General features: G+C 37.6%; 19 protein-coding genes and 1 pseudogene. 1 reads left to right on the top strand and 19 read right to left on the bottom strand.

Going from position 1 to position 15683, the window contains the following annotated elements; translation table 11 throughout:
- The 18 genes and pseudogenes from AC1F25_RS02295 to AC1F25_RS02210 all read right to left on the bottom strand — a co-directional run bounded on the left by AC1F25_RS02295 (position 1) and on the right by AC1F25_RS02210 (position 14339).
- Positions 1 to 441 (bottom strand): hypothetical protein, encoded by a 441-nt coding sequence (locus tag AC1F25_RS02295; RefSeq protein WP_002344276.1) that lies wholly within the window; start codon positions 439 to 441, stop codon positions 1 to 3.
- A 400-nt stretch (positions 442 to 841) separates the two neighbouring features.
- Positions 842 to 2647, bottom strand: a pseudogene (locus AC1F25_RS02290) (BppU family phage baseplate upper protein); the annotation flags it as partial.
- Complete coding sequence (locus AC1F25_RS02285) at positions 2647 to 2850, bottom strand: hypothetical protein (RefSeq protein WP_479994210.1); 204 nt, start codon at positions 2848 to 2850, stop codon at positions 2647 to 2649. The gene AC1F25_RS02285 and the pseudogene AC1F25_RS02290, both read right to left, overlap by 1 nt.
- Positions 2851 to 3566: 716 nt before the next feature.
- A complete protein-coding gene (locus tag AC1F25_RS02280) occupies positions 3567 to 3827 on the bottom strand; it encodes a hypothetical protein (RefSeq protein ID WP_002289617.1) in 261 nt (86 codons plus the stop codon).
- 185 nt (positions 3828 to 4012) lie between these two features.
- Complete coding sequence (locus AC1F25_RS02275; protein ID WP_002293167.1) at positions 4013 to 4510, bottom strand: GAF domain-containing protein; 498 nt, start codon at positions 4508 to 4510, stop codon at positions 4013 to 4015.
- Between the two features lie 129 nt (positions 4511 to 4639).
- On the bottom strand, positions 4640 to 5350 hold the full coding sequence (budA, locus tag AC1F25_RS02270) for an acetolactate decarboxylase (protein WP_002313570.1): 711 nt from the start codon (positions 5348 to 5350) through the stop codon (positions 4640 to 4642).
- A 12-nt stretch (positions 5351 to 5362) separates the two neighbouring features.
- Positions 5363 to 7027, bottom strand: coding sequence for an acetolactate synthase AlsS (alsS, locus tag AC1F25_RS02265; RefSeq protein WP_002336495.1), 1665 nt, complete (start codon positions 7025 to 7027; stop codon positions 5363 to 5365).
- Positions 7028 to 7316: 289 nt separating this feature from the next.
- On the bottom strand, positions 7317 to 7610 hold the full coding sequence (locus tag AC1F25_RS02260; RefSeq protein ID WP_002335881.1) for a DUF2087 domain-containing protein: 294 nt from the start codon (positions 7608 to 7610) through the stop codon (positions 7317 to 7319).
- A gap of 259 nt (positions 7611 to 7869) precedes the next feature.
- Positions 7870 to 8217 (bottom strand): 50S ribosomal protein L19, encoded by a 348-nt coding sequence (gene rplS, locus AC1F25_RS02255; protein ID WP_002290284.1) that lies wholly within the window; start codon positions 8215 to 8217, stop codon positions 7870 to 7872.
- A 135-nt stretch (positions 8218 to 8352) separates the two neighbouring features.
- A complete protein-coding gene (gene trmD, locus AC1F25_RS02250) occupies positions 8353 to 9114 on the bottom strand; it encodes a tRNA (guanosine(37)-N1)-methyltransferase TrmD (protein WP_081185931.1) in 762 nt (253 codons plus the stop codon).
- Positions 9104 to 9628 carry a ribosome maturation factor RimM gene (gene rimM / locus AC1F25_RS02245; RefSeq protein ID WP_081185933.1) on the bottom strand — a complete coding sequence of 175 codons (525 nt, stop codon included), beginning with the start codon at positions 9626 to 9628 and terminating at the stop codon, positions 9104 to 9106. Before rimM ends, trmD begins: the two co-directional genes overlap by 11 nt.
- A 150-nt stretch (positions 9629 to 9778) precedes the next feature.
- Positions 9779 to 10570: a hypothetical protein gene (locus tag AC1F25_RS02240; RefSeq protein WP_002334807.1), complete on the bottom strand. Its 792-nt coding sequence runs from the start codon at positions 10568 to 10570 to the stop codon at positions 9779 to 9781.
- A gap of 123 nt (positions 10571 to 10693) precedes the next feature.
- Positions 10694 to 10945 carry a KH domain-containing protein gene (locus AC1F25_RS02235; protein ID WP_002308728.1) on the bottom strand — a complete coding sequence of 84 codons (252 nt, stop codon included), beginning with the start codon at positions 10943 to 10945 and terminating at the stop codon, positions 10694 to 10696.
- An 11-nt stretch (positions 10946 to 10956) separates the two neighbouring features.
- The gene (gene rpsP, locus AC1F25_RS02230; protein WP_002290274.1) at positions 10957 to 11232 is read right to left on the bottom strand and encodes a 30S ribosomal protein S16; all 276 of its coding nucleotides are present in this window, start codon (positions 11230 to 11232) and stop codon (positions 10957 to 10959) included.
- A gap of 123 nt (positions 11233 to 11355) precedes the next feature.
- Positions 11356 to 12126, bottom strand: a complete 771-nt coding sequence (locus AC1F25_RS02225; RefSeq protein ID WP_002308727.1) for an ABC transporter permease subunit — start codon at positions 12124 to 12126, stop codon at positions 11356 to 11358.
- On the bottom strand, positions 12123 to 13025 hold the full coding sequence (locus tag AC1F25_RS02220) for an ABC transporter ATP-binding protein (RefSeq protein ID WP_002313564.1): 903 nt from the start codon (positions 13023 to 13025) through the stop codon (positions 12123 to 12125). Before AC1F25_RS02220 ends, AC1F25_RS02225 begins: the two co-directional genes overlap by 4 nt.
- The gene (locus tag AC1F25_RS02215) at positions 13025 to 13225 is read right to left on the bottom strand and encodes a PLDc N-terminal domain-containing protein (RefSeq protein ID WP_002306273.1); all 201 of its coding nucleotides are present in this window, start codon (positions 13223 to 13225) and stop codon (positions 13025 to 13027) included. The genes AC1F25_RS02220 and AC1F25_RS02215 overlap by 1 nt, the downstream gene beginning before the upstream one ends.
- A gap of 1 nt (position 13226) precedes the next feature.
- The gene (locus AC1F25_RS02210; protein ID WP_479994209.1) at positions 13227 to 14339 is read right to left on the bottom strand and encodes a helix-turn-helix domain-containing protein; all 1113 of its coding nucleotides are present in this window, start codon (positions 14337 to 14339) and stop codon (positions 13227 to 13229) included.
- 179 nt (positions 14340 to 14518) lie between these two features.
- Here AC1F25_RS02210 and AC1F25_RS02205 point away from each other — a divergent pair, with 179 nt between their 5' ends.
- A complete protein-coding gene (locus AC1F25_RS02205) occupies positions 14519 to 15073 on the top strand; it encodes an NADPH-dependent FMN reductase (RefSeq protein WP_002290264.1) in 555 nt (184 codons plus the stop codon).
- Positions 15074 to 15149: 76 nt separating this feature from the next.
- Here the strand turns inward: AC1F25_RS02205 and AC1F25_RS02200 are convergent, their stop codons facing one another.
- Positions 15150 to 15671, bottom strand: coding sequence for a dihydrofolate reductase family protein (locus AC1F25_RS02200; protein ID WP_002308721.1), 522 nt, complete (start codon positions 15669 to 15671; stop codon positions 15150 to 15152).
- Positions 15672 to 15683 lie beyond the last annotated feature (12 nt).

The following is a 15683-nucleotide window of genomic DNA, read 5'->3' as shown; positions in this document are numbered from 1 at the left end:
CTACTCGCCTCCTTCTGGATTTAATTGCTCTTTAATTTCTTCAATGTCTTTGCTATTTTGAAGTGAAGCAAGCATTGTCTTTGAATTGATCTGTGCTAAACTATCAGCTTTTTCTTTCAATGCTGTATTTTCCTGTTTAATTGCTACATCGTTTAGCATGAGTTTGGCATTGAGCTGTTTTAGATTGCCGTTTTCATGTTCCAGAGCTTCATACACTGCTTCAAGATTATTTAGCTTATTGTGATCCAATACATTCGTCAAAACAATCCATCGTTTTTCTTGCGGATCAAATAATTGATCATTAATTGTTAAAGGCTCCCCATCTGAACGAATTCCTTCTAATGGTGGGACATCAGTAAACGGGACAGTCATAACCATATCATCTAACACTTTTCCGGCATATTCCCCACCAGGCTTGCCATACTTCCAAATATCTTTCATTTATTTCACTCCTTTATTTTTTTGTTTGCGTGTACCGTAAAGGACTAATGGAACAATAAGTACCATCTGAATCGCCAGGTATGAATACAAAAGTTGGCGTTGTGGTTACAGCTAGCCGACCACCGACACCTGTACTTGTTGCGCCGTAACCAAAGGCGGTTCGGTCAGGTTTCAACTCATTTGGTATATTTGTAGCTTGATTAGCACGTCCGAATGGATAATAACTTGTATCCTTTGTAAATTTTGTCCCTCCGGTCAGTTGGAACTCACCTCTAAACTCAATTTCATTATCACCATTTGCTTGATACGTGATTTTATATTGAGGTGGATTATTCTCAGCTACTTCGAAACCGTCCACAAGTGTAAGAGCAAGCCAACCTGTACTTTCTGCAACTGTCGCAACTTCTTCACCTGCAATCTGCAACCCATCCTCAAAGTTTTTTAAACCTTCAACTGACTGTGGCTCGGTCAAACTAACCGTATTATTCAAGCCTTTTTCAGCATATTCAGGCGTGATGTCCCAACTGTAATCATTGGGATTGTTGCTGTCTTTCAATCCTTCACCACAGTATTTATATTCACTAATATTTGGGGTTCGTGTGTCGCCTTTTTCTAGTTTTATCCATTCTACTTTACATTGACCTAAACTTGTATTTGGCACTTGATAAACATATAGTCTCCCAGTTATATCAGTGGCGCTTATAGTTGCTTTAAATGTCAATTGCCACTCATCAACAAGACCTTCAACTGGTTTCATATCAAAAAGATTCACAGTAGAACCATTAGTTTCATATTGTACAAAACAACGGAATGTCTGCGTTGCCGGTTTAGTTCCTTTAAGTGTAATAGTATAGGTCTGGTCTTTAAGTAACTTTTCGCTTGGTGTTTTAGTTAGAAGCAAATATGAGCTACTTGTAATGCCAGTTGGATCAAGTAAATTTTTACCTAGTGTTTTTTTACTCAAATAATATGGCGCATCGAGTAAATTTGGCTGGTAAGGAGTTGCCGTATCACTTGTTGACGTTACTTTCTCAATCTTAATATCATAACCAATGTAGAGTTTGCCGACTTGTCCTTTAGTCGAGTAAACCTAAAAATAAGTAAATTCTCCGTCTGACACGTTTTCAGGTACAGTAAATGTCTCTTTAATGAACCCCCATTTTCCCCTACAACTATTATCTGGATATAAATAAGTGACACGTGTCACAACGTTATTAGCTGATACACAATACGGATAGATAGGCGAAGAGCCGTAATTTGTGGAGAAATCCTCACTAATCATTATAGGCACAGTTACGATATAAGTAGAGCCTTTTTCTAACCGTCCTACAGATGGAATATATACGCTTCTACTTACATCGTTTGCTGACGGATCGCTAAAGTCAAGTACAAAATGCGAACCGCCGTCTTTAACATAAGCAGGAGGTTCTGTAATCTCTGAAGCATTTTTACTTAGTTTTGAAAAATCTAAATTTAGGAATAAGTTAGGTCTTCCCGAATAATCATAGTCCCCGAAGTCAATGCTGTTACTGTACATCTTTTTCAGCTTGCCGAGGTCGCCGATTTGCTGATTGGTTTGATCAATACGATCATTCGCTTTATCAATATTAGTATTGAGAGTTGCGACATCTTGATTAGCTTTCGTGATTTTGTCGTTTGTGTCTTTTACTTTCGCATCAATCTGCGTTTCGGATTCCGCAATTTTCTTTTCAATCTCTAGCTTTCCATCAGCTAGAATTTTTTCGATTTTATCGATTGTCTGGCTAAACCCATTGAAATAATAATCTTCCAGCTCTGGCGTACTATCATCAATTGGACTGCGTTTGATATAAAAAGTAAAACGACCAGCTGTATCTAACGAGCGGTCGTTTGGAAAATCAATATATACGCTACCTTCTACTTTACCGACATATCCTAAAATATTATCTTCTAATACGATAAATACAATACCATTCACAGGATCTTCTACCGTAGCTAGATAGTCATGTTTACCATAACCACCTTCTGCCGTTGCAGATTTGAACATCAAGCGAATCGGAACAGTTGTCCCTTCGGGTAAGCTTTGAGGGATGCCGTTTTTCCGAACTAACTTCATTCGAAGCTTAGCTGTTCCTCGATCATGCGACCAAAAAACAACATTCGTCCTGTTTGGACTAGTGGCTTCTGCTTGAATCACAATGATCGATTCATTCATTTTATAAACCATTAACTTAACACCTGCCCATTATTGATAATCAAACCTCTGCCAATAATTTTATTTTCAGTTGTCGCAAATCCTGCAACTGGCTTGGTATATCTAGCAGTTGCTGCATCAACGTACACCCCAATGTTATTGCCTGAACCCGCCGTCTCAATATATATATGTATGGTTGAGACTAATAGATACTGTAAAAAACGTTGATAAATCAACGTTTTTTTATTTTGGCTTAATAAAAGACTTAATATTTTTGCATTGTTTTTGCCTAATATTTAGCATAGGTATATGCCAAATTACAGTATAAGGATTGTGTATATAATGAAAAAATTCTACTTATCAGTTTATCAAGCTTATTTTTACTTACTGCTTGTGAAAATTCCTAGTCAAAGAGTATATCTTCAGATATCCACATTTCGAGTAGTATCGATCAACAATTTCTAGAAATAAGAAAAATTCTTCTGGAGAAACTTCTGAAACTTCCGATATAAAAGTTTCTTCCACTAAAAAATACAGGTTAGAGAAACTAACAGCACATCTTCATCATTTCAAGTAAACTCTAAGTCAACTTCTTTGTCTTCTTCAACAAATAACTATGATAGTTCTACGTTTACTCCTGATCAGGCACAAGCTTTACAAATACTTTACGGATAATAAACCTGATCTAAATGATTATGATATCAGTTTTGCATTTTTTAAAATGATTTGCTCGGGCTATCTTCTTAAGGCAACTAGTAGATCCATTCGACAACTGGACGGCTATGGTACTATAGATTTTTATCGAGTTTCTTCACAAGGTATTGTTACAGAAACAGATTCTCTAGGCGAGCCTTTTTAATAAATCAAAAATCATAAAAAAACAACGCCAACTAAATAAAGTGCCTTCAAAAGCTTGGACTCCTCGCTTTTGAAGGCACTTTATTTAAAATCTTTATGAAACTAAAGTATGTTCATATTTATTGCTGTAATTATATAGATATTCTGTCGTTTCCAACTCATAAACGTGAGTGTATTTTGCCACTACTTTTCCGCATTTTTCTAATATTTCATTGCGATCGACGTCATGATATTCGTCTACGCAGATCACAACACAATTTTCTAATTTACTGATTACTTCTCCAACCACTTTTTGTTTCAAGCCAATAGGTTGGCAAATATATTTTTTTCCTAAAATGATAGTTTCGTTATTCATATTTCATCCACCCTTAATGTGTTTTTCATTATTTAAAATGATAATACCATTAAAATATGATTATGAAAACCAATAACACTTGTGATTTTATAAAAAAATAAAAAAACCGAAAAACAGATATGCCCACTGTCTTTCCGGCTCTTTTTATTCTTGATTTCTCTTCTTTTTTGTTTCAATAATCGATTTTAGTTATTAATAAATGAAAAGGCATTTATATTAAAATTTGCTAATAAAAGATCTACATATTTTTCTAGAAATGCTTGATCGATTTCATCGTACCCTTTCGTTACTCCGCAATCGATATCTAAAACACCGATTAAATGACCCTCTTTTACCATTGGTACAACGATTTCTGATTGTGCGGCTGAATCACAGGAAATATAGTTTTCATGTTTTTTGACATCGTCAACGATCAATGTCGCTTGTTTTTCAGCTGACTCTCCACAAACTCCTTTTCCCATCTTGATACGTGTGCAGGAAACTCGCCCTTGGAACGGTCCTAAAATCAATTCATTACCATCAAATAAATAGTATCCTGCAAAGACGGTCTCAGGTAATGTTTCATTCAACAATGCAGATGAATTTGCTAAATTTGCTAACCAGTTATCTTCTGCTTCTAATAATCCTTGTTGCTGTAATAATAGAATTTCGTATGCATCTTTTTTCTGTTTTTCTGTCCACATGATAAAAACCGCTCCTTTTTGATCTATGGAGAAGATTATAGCTCAGTTTTTTAGTAAACGCTAGGTTTCCTCCTCAAAAAAAAGAGATACGTCAGGTTGATCACCTTGAACGCATCTCGCTGTCTTTTTCTATTCTGCTTGTTGGATTTCTGCTGCTAAATCAGCATAATCAATCGTTTCATGAACAAAAGTCGGATCATCAACTGGAAAGTGCTGTACAAGGGACGAGATGCGGCTGATTTCCACATTTCCTTCAGTTACTTCAAAATCCATTACATGTCCACCAAATGTATGTGTATCATCGATAAAATGCAGATGAAATCCCGCTGCAGCAACTCCTTGGAATAATTCAGGCGTAAAGAACCCAACTAATGTTCCATGAATGTTGCTTTGTTGGAATTCTGGTTGAGACTCTGAAATTTTTGCTAGTCTTCGATAAGGCTTTTCTTGTTTCGGCATGATACGGATATGCATGTTTTTGAATAATCCAGTTATCTTCACTGCTAAAAATAGATTTTCCCCATCTTCTTTTACTAAGATGTCTTTTTTCAATTGTTCTCCATCTGCAGATTCTGAAACAGAAAAACTAGTATCTGGCGTAAAATCTGTAATTGCTGCATAGGGGGTAAGTTCACTTCCATCTAATTGGACAACTGAGCCATCTGATCTTCCTTGATAAGCTACGCCATCTAAAAAGATGACTTCACCATCAAGTCCATGCAATGTTCCCAATCCCAGAGTTCCTTTTTCCAATATATGAGCAATCGTTTCTGTTCCATCCATCAAGCCGGCCATCAAAGCTCCTAATGTCCCGTGCTGGTATAAGATTTTTTCAGTCATGTCGCCACTTCCTTAATAGAATTGATCTGGTAAGATTGTTTCTCCCAATTTCTCATTATCACGGTAATCGATCGGAATATCAATAATTACGGGTCCTTCTGTCGCAAAACCTTCTTCTAAAGCTTTTTCTAATTCCTCTACACTTGTAGCTCGGATCCCTTTAGCACCAAAAGCTTCTGCATATTTCACAAAATCAACTGGACCAAAGTCTACACCTGACGCCCGTTGATATTTCATTTTTTCTTGAAACTCTACCATATTGTAGCGTCCATCATTCCAAATCAAATGAACGATATTCAATTTTTTACGTACGGCCGTTTCTAAATCTTGGGCAGAGAATAAAAATCCGCCATCTCCGGAAACTGATACGATTTGTGTATTTGGACGTACCAGTGCAGCAGAAATTGCCCATGGTAATGCTACACCAAGCGTTTGCATACCATTACTGAATAACAGATGTCGGGGTTCATAACTTCTAAAGTGGCGTGCCATCCAAATATAATGACTCCCTACATCTACAGTAACGGTCATATCATCTGTTACTTTTGATTGAAGTGTGTTGATGACTTCTAAAGGATGCAAAATACCTGCTTCTCCTTTTGATTGGACAATATCCCGCTCCGTTAGTTTTGCTTGAAGAGAAGCTAAATATTCTTTCGCATCTTCTGACACTTGTTGAGGCTCTAATGAACCTGTCAATAAATCAAGAGTAGCTGAGATATCGCCAATCAACTCTCTTTCAGGCTGCATAAACGGATCGATTTCAGCTGGTGCTTCATCGATCACAATGATCCGCGCATCTTTTTCTGCGTTCCAGTTTCTTGCTTCATATTCGATTGGATCATAGCCAATTGCGATGACTAGGTCGCTTCGTTTCAAAAGCATATCGCCTGGTTGGTTTCTAAACAATCCCACACGACCAAAGAAATGCGCTTCTAATTCACGTGAGATCACTCCTGCTGCTTGGAATGTCTCTACAACAGGCAATGCTGTCTTTTCAACTAATTGTCGGATAGCTAATGTTTCTTTTTCGCTTGATCCCCGCATACCTACTAATAATACCGGTAGTTTTGCTTCCCTGATGCGTTCGGCTAAGTAACGGATATCATCTGCAGAAGCAGAACCTAATTTAGGATCACTCAATGGCTTGATGATATTACCTTGAACTGGCGCATCCACTACGTCTTGAGGAATACTGATAAAACTCGCTCCTTTTTTTGAGCTCTTAGCCATACGATAAGCATTGGCAATCACTTCTGAAATTGTTTCCGGATCTTGGATTTCTGCACTGTATTTTGTGATTGGCTGGAACAGCGCTGCATTATCCATGCTTTGATGGGTCAACTTCAATAGATCGCTTCGTTTTACTTGTCCGGCAATTGCTAAAACTGGGTCTCCTTCTGCTGTCGCTGTTACCAAACCTGTAGCTAAGTTACTAGCACCTGGACCACTTGTTGCGATAACAACCCCGGGTTCTCCTGTGATACGTCCGATTGCTTGTGCCATAAATGCAGCATTTTGTTCGTGACGAGTTACGATTAATTCAGGACCATGATCCTCTAATTCATTAAATACACCATCGATTTTTGCGCCTGGTATACCGAATACATAATCAACGTGATGATTGATCAAACTTTCTACTACAGATTTCGAACCTTGTTTCATTTTTTCAGCCATTGAACATCGTCCTTTTTATGCTTTATTTTAATTATTAGTTAGAAATAATCACAAACAAGTGATACAGTTTCTAAACCTGTTTCATTCAGAAGTATAGCACGTTTTATTTCATTTGTTTAGCCATATGTTTCAAAAAATGAAAAAGAATGACAGTTTTTACATAAAAAACTGTCATTCTTGGTTGAAAGTTTCAACCAATTTCACAAGATGACAAAAAAAAATTCAAGTATGCGACATTGGTTCTACGCCCCATACTTGAATTTTTTTCAATTAGTATACATCAAAACTTCTAATTTTCATTTCCCATCAACTGATACGCTCGACCATCCGAACTTCTTTTGAAAAAACCGAATGTGATTAGGTAACGCCTTTGTTCGACATAATCAGCACTAGAAAATACGTCCATCAATATCGAATTGACTTCTGTTTCTGTATAGATTACTCCATGTTCGAATCGTTTCAAGACTTCTTTCAGCAGGATGTATTTCTTTTTTGTTGCGCTTGGTACTTGTTTTACTTTTCCATCCTTCATAAATGTCTCCAAAACTTTCATTTTCTCTTGCTCCGTATAAGTATAAATCATCTTCTTTCTCCTTTTGATTCTAAGAATACTCCATTTATATTAGAATATTCTGATTTTTTTGTTAAAGCGGTTACTCTCAAGAAAGATATTATCATATAGTTCTTTTTTTTACTAATATTTGTCGATAGACTCATCCTAATAAGTTATTCGCCCAGTCGAGTAATTAAAAAATACTGAATCAAGAATATTGCATTACATGATAAGAACAAAAAAAGAACCCTTGAATACCAAGGGTTCTTTCTCTGTCTGATAACAATGATTAACGACGGATTTCTTTGATACGAGCAGCTTTTCCGTGTAATGCACGTAGGTAGTACAATTTTGCACGACGTACTTTACCGTAGCGAACTACTTCGATTTTTGCAACACGTGGTGTGTGCAATGGGAATGTACGCTCAACGCCCACTCCGTTAGAAACTTTACGTACTGTATAAGTTTCGCTGATTCCAGCACCGCGGCGTTTAATAACAACACCTTCAAATAACTGGATACGTTCACGAGTACCTTCGACAACTTTTGCGTGAACACGCACAGTGTCACCAGGGCGGAACGCTGGGATGTCAGAACGCAATTGGTCTTTTGTTAATTCTTCGATTAATGGATTCATGGTTTTCTTCTCCTTATTCCAAATATTCTTATGAGCTTATCTCACAGCGGAATATCGTAATAGTTAAGTGCTTGTGCACTCACCATAAAATACTAACATACTATCAATCTACTGTAAAGGAAATTTTAGAAAAAGTTACTTGGCTACATCTGATGTTTTTTTTTGCTCTTCTTTCTTGATTTCTTCTAAAAATTTCGTCATTTGAGGCGTCCATTCAAGTGTTTCCAAGAGATCAGGTCGGCGTTGATAGGTTCTTCTTAGCGACTCTTTTAATTGCCATTCTTCAATCAATTTATGATTTCCATTTGTCAATACTTCTGGTACTTTCATCCCTTTATATTCTGCTGGACGAGTATATTGGGGATGTTCTAATAGACCAGTTGAATAAGAATCGGTTTGGGCAGAAGTCTGATTGCCTAACACATCTGGCAACAGCCGAACTGTTGCATCGATCATGACCATTGCACCTAATTCTCCCCCAGTAAGGACATAATCCCCTAAGGAAACTTCATCTGTCACTAATGTGCGGATACGTTCATCATACCCCTCGTAGTGACCACAAATGAATACCAGGTGTTCTTCTTGTGAAAATTCTTCTGCCATTTTCTGATCGAATCGTTTACCAGCTGGATCAAGAAGGATGACTCGTTTCTTGACATCAGGTGCAGCTTGTTCAATTGCTTGGATATTATCATAGATTGGTTGGACTTTAAGCAACATACCTGCTCCTCCGCCATATGGATAGTCGTCTACTGTCTGATGTTTATTATCTGAATAGTCGCGGAAGTTAGAGATATTGATGTCTAATAAACCTTTATCTACAGCCTTGCCGATGATGGATTCACCCATAGGACCTTCAAACATTCGTGGAAATAAAGTCAATACATCAATCTTCATCGTCAATCAGTCCTTCTGGGATTTCTACACGGATCACTCCAGCTTCTAAATCAACTTCTTTGACGACAGAAGCGATATATGGAAGCAAGATATCAGCCTTTTTCGGACGTTGAACGACCCAAACATCATTAGCGCCTGGTGACAAGATTTCTTTTACTTTACCTAGTTCCGTTCCATCTTCTTCCACCACACGCAGACCGATGATCTCGTGGTAATAGAATTCATTTTCATCTAGATCTACAGAGTTGTCTTTTGACACTTTCAATATGCCATCCCGATATTTTTCCACATCATTGATCGAAGGATGACCTTCAAAACTCAATAAGTCAAAATTTTTATGTTTGCGATGACTTTTGACTGTTAATTCCACAGGTGCTTTTCCATCTTGGAATAATGTCAGCACCGTCCCTTTTTTGTAACGTTCTTCTGGGAAATCCGTTGTTGAGATCACACGGACTTCACCTTTGATACCTTGTGTGTTTACGATTTTTCCTACATTCAAGTATTCAGTCAACTTATATCCCCATTTCTTTTTTGTCTGTTTTATTTTAGCATGTGCGGAGAGGCAATTCTAGTTTTCTTTTAGGGTATTAAGCCAAATTTATGCAAAACTGTGGCTTGCTGTTTTTGATGACTTCTTATTTCTTGGAGCTGAGCACTTCTGTCATGGCTTCTTCATAGAAACTGCCATCTTCAATGCAGCTATAGGGTCTTGACGAGTGATCGTATAGACATTTTTCGGTTCTTGCCAACTTACTTCTACGGCTCGATTCGTCGTATCTCCCATATCAATAGTTATCTTACCAAATTGTTCAGGTACTGGCAGCCTGTTTTCTTCCAAATAGGCTACGATTTCTTTAGCTAACGGCAAGGGTTCTTGACCATCTATATTATTCCCACGGATCCGAATACGCCAATTTCCTTCTTGCCATTCAAGGTAGCTTGAACCTGCTGCTCCTTGCTGATACCCCGTGATTTGATGACCTAAATCCATTTGCTGCCCATTTGTATCGATCTCAAATGGCTGCAAGACTTGGATCGTTTCTTGACTAGAAGCAAATCCATATTGATAGAGATAAGTTGCAATAGGCGTTTCTTGATTCAATTCGTCAGCATTCAACCTGAGGGGACGATCTGATCCGTAATATAAAATAGAATAGCCTTGCTTTGTTTGTGCCGCTGCGACATTGAGATAGCCAGAAGAAATCGGTACATCTAAAGGCATGGGCACGTTTGGTTGTTGTTCTTTCAATTGGTTTAAAGCAGGCTTTTCCTCATTATTTGAGGTAGTCCTTGTTTGTTCAGTAGATGAAGCCGTTTTAGTATTACTTTTTTCTGTACTTGCAACAGTTTCAGATGTACTGCTTGATGGTTGCGTATTGTCTGATCTTTCAGTAATCAAACTGCAGGCGCTTAACAATAAGACAAACGGAATAAATAACATAGTATTTCTCATTATCTGTTCACTCCCTCCTATTATAAGGATACGCTTTCTTACTTCTTTTGCCAAATAATCATTTCTTCAATTAATAAAAAAACAAAAAAGCTGTACTCGGAAATTCGAGTACAGCACGTTTATTTACTTTTCCTTATCATCGATGATATTCAAACGCACTTTTTTTGGTGCATTGATCCGAACACCGTAAACGATCGTGCGGATTGCTTTGGCCACACGCCCTTGTTTTCCGATGATACGGCCAATATCTTCAGGTGCCACTGTTAGGTTGTACTCGTAAAAATCTTTCGACTCTACGACCTCTAACTTGACTTGATCAGGATAAGTGACTAGCGGACGAACGATTGTTAAGACTAAGTCGCTTAAATCTTTCATATCCGGTCACCTTATTTCTTTGAGAATTTAGCTTCGTGGTGTTTTTGCATAACGCCTTCTTTTGAAAGGATGTTACGTACAGTGTCAGAAGGTTGTGCACCTTTTGATAACCAGTCAAGAACTAAGTCTTCTTTTAAAACTACTTCTGCAGGGTCTTTCAAAGGATTGTAAGTACCTACAGTTTCGATGAAACGTCCATCACGAGGAGAACGTGAATCAGCTACGACGATACGGTAAAAAGGACTCTTTTTAGAACCCATACGTTTTAAACGGATTTTAACTGCCATTATTTATTTCCACCTCCATTGTTTTATTCACAAGATGTAGTGTAACAGTTTTTTTTTACCCTGTAAAGCTTTTTTTCTTTACAGCTTGATTAAATTCGATTTTTTTTTAGGAAATAGCAGATTTTAGACTTCTTTTTTGTTAAAAACAAGCCACCCAGCTACGATGGATATGACGATAGAACAACATGTCACTGCTAATGACCGAGTATAATCTGCAAGGTGGATTTCTTTCGCAAGAAAATTTGAGGAAGAAATCAAATAAGTCGGTACATATTCTGCTACTTTAGAGAACAACCCAGCACCATAACTCAGAATGACCGTTCCCCCACTAGCCAACAGAACCGCATAATTGGAAGAAAGAAAAGCTGAATAAAATAAAATCAATGAATAAAGCCAACAACCAAAAAAATAATAAGTAAAACTGATAAATAAAGGATGGGTGATAATCGACTGGTCCCAATAATAAATCGTGTATGCTAGCGTAATACTATAACAGCACCAATAGCTGACACTCCAAAATAGTATACCCATGATCCATTTCGACAGAAATATCTTCCAGCGCTTCATCCCTTTTGTCAGCAAGTTGATGATTGTTCCGTTTTGGTATTCGCTTGTCAATATCCCACTGAATAAAAGAAGGAAAAAAATCAGCAACATCGGAATATTTTTATAAAATTGTGTCCATGAAGTCGTTGCATCAACTGTAATCTTCTGAACAGAAATCCCTGACTCTGCCAGAGTTGTTGACATAGCTTGCACTAAATAAGGAGTCAATTTAGCTAGCAATGGATTCATTATACCGAAAATCACTGTGAGCGCACTTAGCGTGATGATTTTTCCAGTACGCCAGTTTTCCTTTAGCTCCTTTTTGGCGAAGGCAATGAGTTGTCTCATGATTGAACGACCTCCAAAAAGAGTTTTTCTAGCGTAGGTTCTTCCATCTGGACCGATTGGACTGGCAATTGGTATTTGGCTAGCAAATCCATAGCAAAAAGCATTTCTTCTTTACTTTTTTGTGGATAAGCTATACGCAGTTCACTTCGGATCATCCCTCCAGGTAAAAGCTCTTCAAATTGTTCGCGCTCTTTTTTGGAAAAAAATACGATCTCAAATCCACTAGCATTTGTTTGCTTTTTCAATTCGTCCACTGATCCAGACAACACGATTTTTCCATTATCCAAAAAAGCAACTTTGTCACAGATACGCACCACATCAGATAAAATATGAGTTGAAAATAAAATCGTCGTTTGCTCTTTCACAGATGATAAGATATCTAATATTTCTTTTCGACCCACAGGATCAAGAGCAGAAGTTGGTTCATCGCAAATGAGTAACTTGGGCTCGTTCAACAATGCTTGAGCAATCCCTAAACGTTGTCGCATCCCTCTGGAAAATTTTTTGATCCGCTTCTTTTCATTCGACAGACCGACAAGTGACAACAGTTCACTGATTTTTTCCTTTATCCGCTGTTTAGGCATTCCTGTGAGTTCGCCGCAAAAGATCAAATACTCAGAAGCGGTCATATAATCATAAAAAACCGGTACATCAGCTAAATAGCCGATTTCTTGATTGGTCGTTGTTTGTCCGTACTCTACTTCTTTTCCGTTCACTCGGATCGTTCCGCTGTCTTTTTTGATAAGACCTAAGATCAGTTTCATAGTTGTCGTTTTTCCAGCACCGTTTTTACCGATGAAACCAAAAATCGTCTGTTCTTCTACAGAAAAAGATAAATCATCCAGCAATTTGTTTGTACCAAAAGACTTTGAGACTTTTTCAAGTGTCAAGATAGCCACTACGCATCCTCCTTGCCAAAAATCAAATAAAGGACAGGACCGATGAACTGCATACCAACAATAACAATAATCACCCATATCATTCGATTTCCATGTTTATATGCAGAATGTGTAAAGATATGATGAAGTACATAAATAAGTAATCCAAACTGTACAATGATTAAAGGAATTAAAAACGGAAGAAATTCTTTGATGCCCATATTACTCGCCTGCCAATCGCTTTTTTAGTTTTTCAATTTTTGATTTCTCAATCTGTTGAAAAATCGGATTTTCTAATGCACTCAATGCCCCTTCCCTGATGAATTTCGTGTCTCTTATTTGCTGTACCCCAAGATCTGCTCCTTCAAATATCTCAGTTATCTCATCAAAATACCTATCACCATGAAGGATCCTGCCTTCCTCGCTTAAAAGTATAAGTGTCAAATCCACAAACTGTTTTAAGCACTTTATTACTTGTTCTTCTTTTTCATGTTTCGCATAAGCACAGGCTGCAGCGTAAGAAAATTGAGCACAACTGTTGGGATGGACCGCCGTCAGGTTGAATGCTTGGATCACAGCATCTATTCTATTGACAGTTTCTTCTATAACCGGTAATTGAATGATTTGGATCAATAGATAATGAGTGGCTGAAGATACGAGATTGATTAAATGAGAAAACATGCTGAATTGAGTATAGCTTACCGCTTTTTTTGTTTGACCAGCGGCTCGGTACGCTTGGATAAGCAAGGTGTCGCTTTGCTGGGCAAAACGATAAGGATCCGCTTTTTCTTCGATTTCAGATAAAGCTTCTTCTGGTTTGCCTAACTGGAGCATGACCGCTACTTTTAACAAAGAAGCATTATTGCATAGAGATAATTCTGCTGATTCTTCAACGATTTTCGTACATAACGCTTCTGCTTCAGACAGAATTGCTTGTTGTTCCTCCAGATCCTTTGTTAGCATAAAATGATTCAACCACAAAACGACTACTTGTAGAAGAAAAGGATAACATGAGTAATATTGTTTGACCGCTTTTCTACAGTCCTCCATCACATATTCAAAGGGCTCTTTAGAAAAAGCGGTGGTCCACTGCTGATAAAAGTGTCTGATTTGCTCTTTCGTCAATTGAGGATGATAGCCGAGCAGTTCATCAACAGACACATCAAAAAAACTGGCTAATTTAGGCAATATGAGTACATCAGGCATACTTTGGCCTGTCTCCCATTTGGAAACAGAAGCTTTTGTCACACCTATGAATTCGGCTAGAGTTTCTTGAGTCACGCCTTTTTCCTTTCGTAAATTTGCTACATTTTTCGATAATGATAATTCTTCCATCTTATCCCTCCTTTTTCTTCATTATATAGACTTTCTAAGAGGGTTGGCAATGGAGACTAACGATACTTCGCGATCATTTGTCAACTAAAACGAAACTTTTGCCAGTAAGTGTTTTTATTTGCTCCAGTTACTTATTTTTTGTAAGATTATTATAGATAGTTTGAAGGAGGAAAAATCGTATGACAAAAAAAATTGGATTTTTTATTGGTAGTTTAAGAAAAGATTCTTACAACAAAAAAGTAGCAGAAGCTTTTGCGAAATTGCTTCCTGAAGGGTACGAAAGTGTATTTGTAAAATTCGATGATCTGCCATTTTACAATGAGGATCTTGAAACCCCAGAAAAAGCTCCTGCTGAATGGACTCGTTTTCGTGAGGAAGTGAGCGGATTAGACGGTGTCGTTTTCGTTACTCCTGAATACAACCGCTCTGTGCCAGCAGTATTGAAAAATGCTTTAGATGTAGGCTCAAGACCTTATGGACACAGTGTTTGGGATCATAAACCAGGTTTAGTCGTTACTGCATCACCAGGTGGGATTGGCGGCTTTGGCGCAAACCACCATCTACGCCAATCACTTGTCTTTTTGAATGTGCCAACCTTGCAACAACCGGAAGCATATATCGGAAACGTTGCGAATCTAATTGATGAAAACGGCAATATCGTTGAAGGAACATTAAGTTTCTTCCAAACGATTTTAGATGCATATCTAGATTTTTCTAACAAATTAGCAGAATAAAATTAGAACAGTAATAAAAAGGCAACTATGTACAGGACACTTCTGCATATAGTTGTCTTTTTTGTTTTTTTTGTTTCTACTTTCGTATATAATGCAATTCGATAAATTCACCGAATCGTGTCGTATCTAGCAATTCAAAACGTGCTTCATAGGTTCCTTTTTGGAATAAAGGGATTCCGTCCCCTAATAATACAGGGGCAATCTGGATATACCATTCATCAATCATTTGATGTTCTACTAACGGTTTGATCAATCGACCTCCACCCACAACCCAGATATCTTTTCCTTCTGTCATTTGTAGATTTTTTAGAAAAGCAACAGGCTCTTCGTGTACGACCTCAGCATCTGGCAATTGTAATTGTGCATTGGTTGAAAAAACGAAATTCTTTTTCTCTGGATAAATTGCTTCGGTTTCCAAATATTTTTTTGCTTCCTGATAAGTTTTCCTGCCCATGATGGTCGTATCGATTGTTTCATAAAAAGCTTCATAAGTGGTTTGCTCACCTGTCGGAGTGTCAAAAAGCCATTGAAGATCATCCGTTTTCGTTGCCAAATAACCATCTAAACTTACAGCGCCATAAAATATGATTTTTCGCATGCTTTATTCGTC

This window comes from Enterococcus sp. M-BR2 (genome assembly GCF_056612775.1).
Note: the sequence above shows the minus strand (reverse complement) of the source record. Positions and strands in the feature narration are given on the sequence as shown.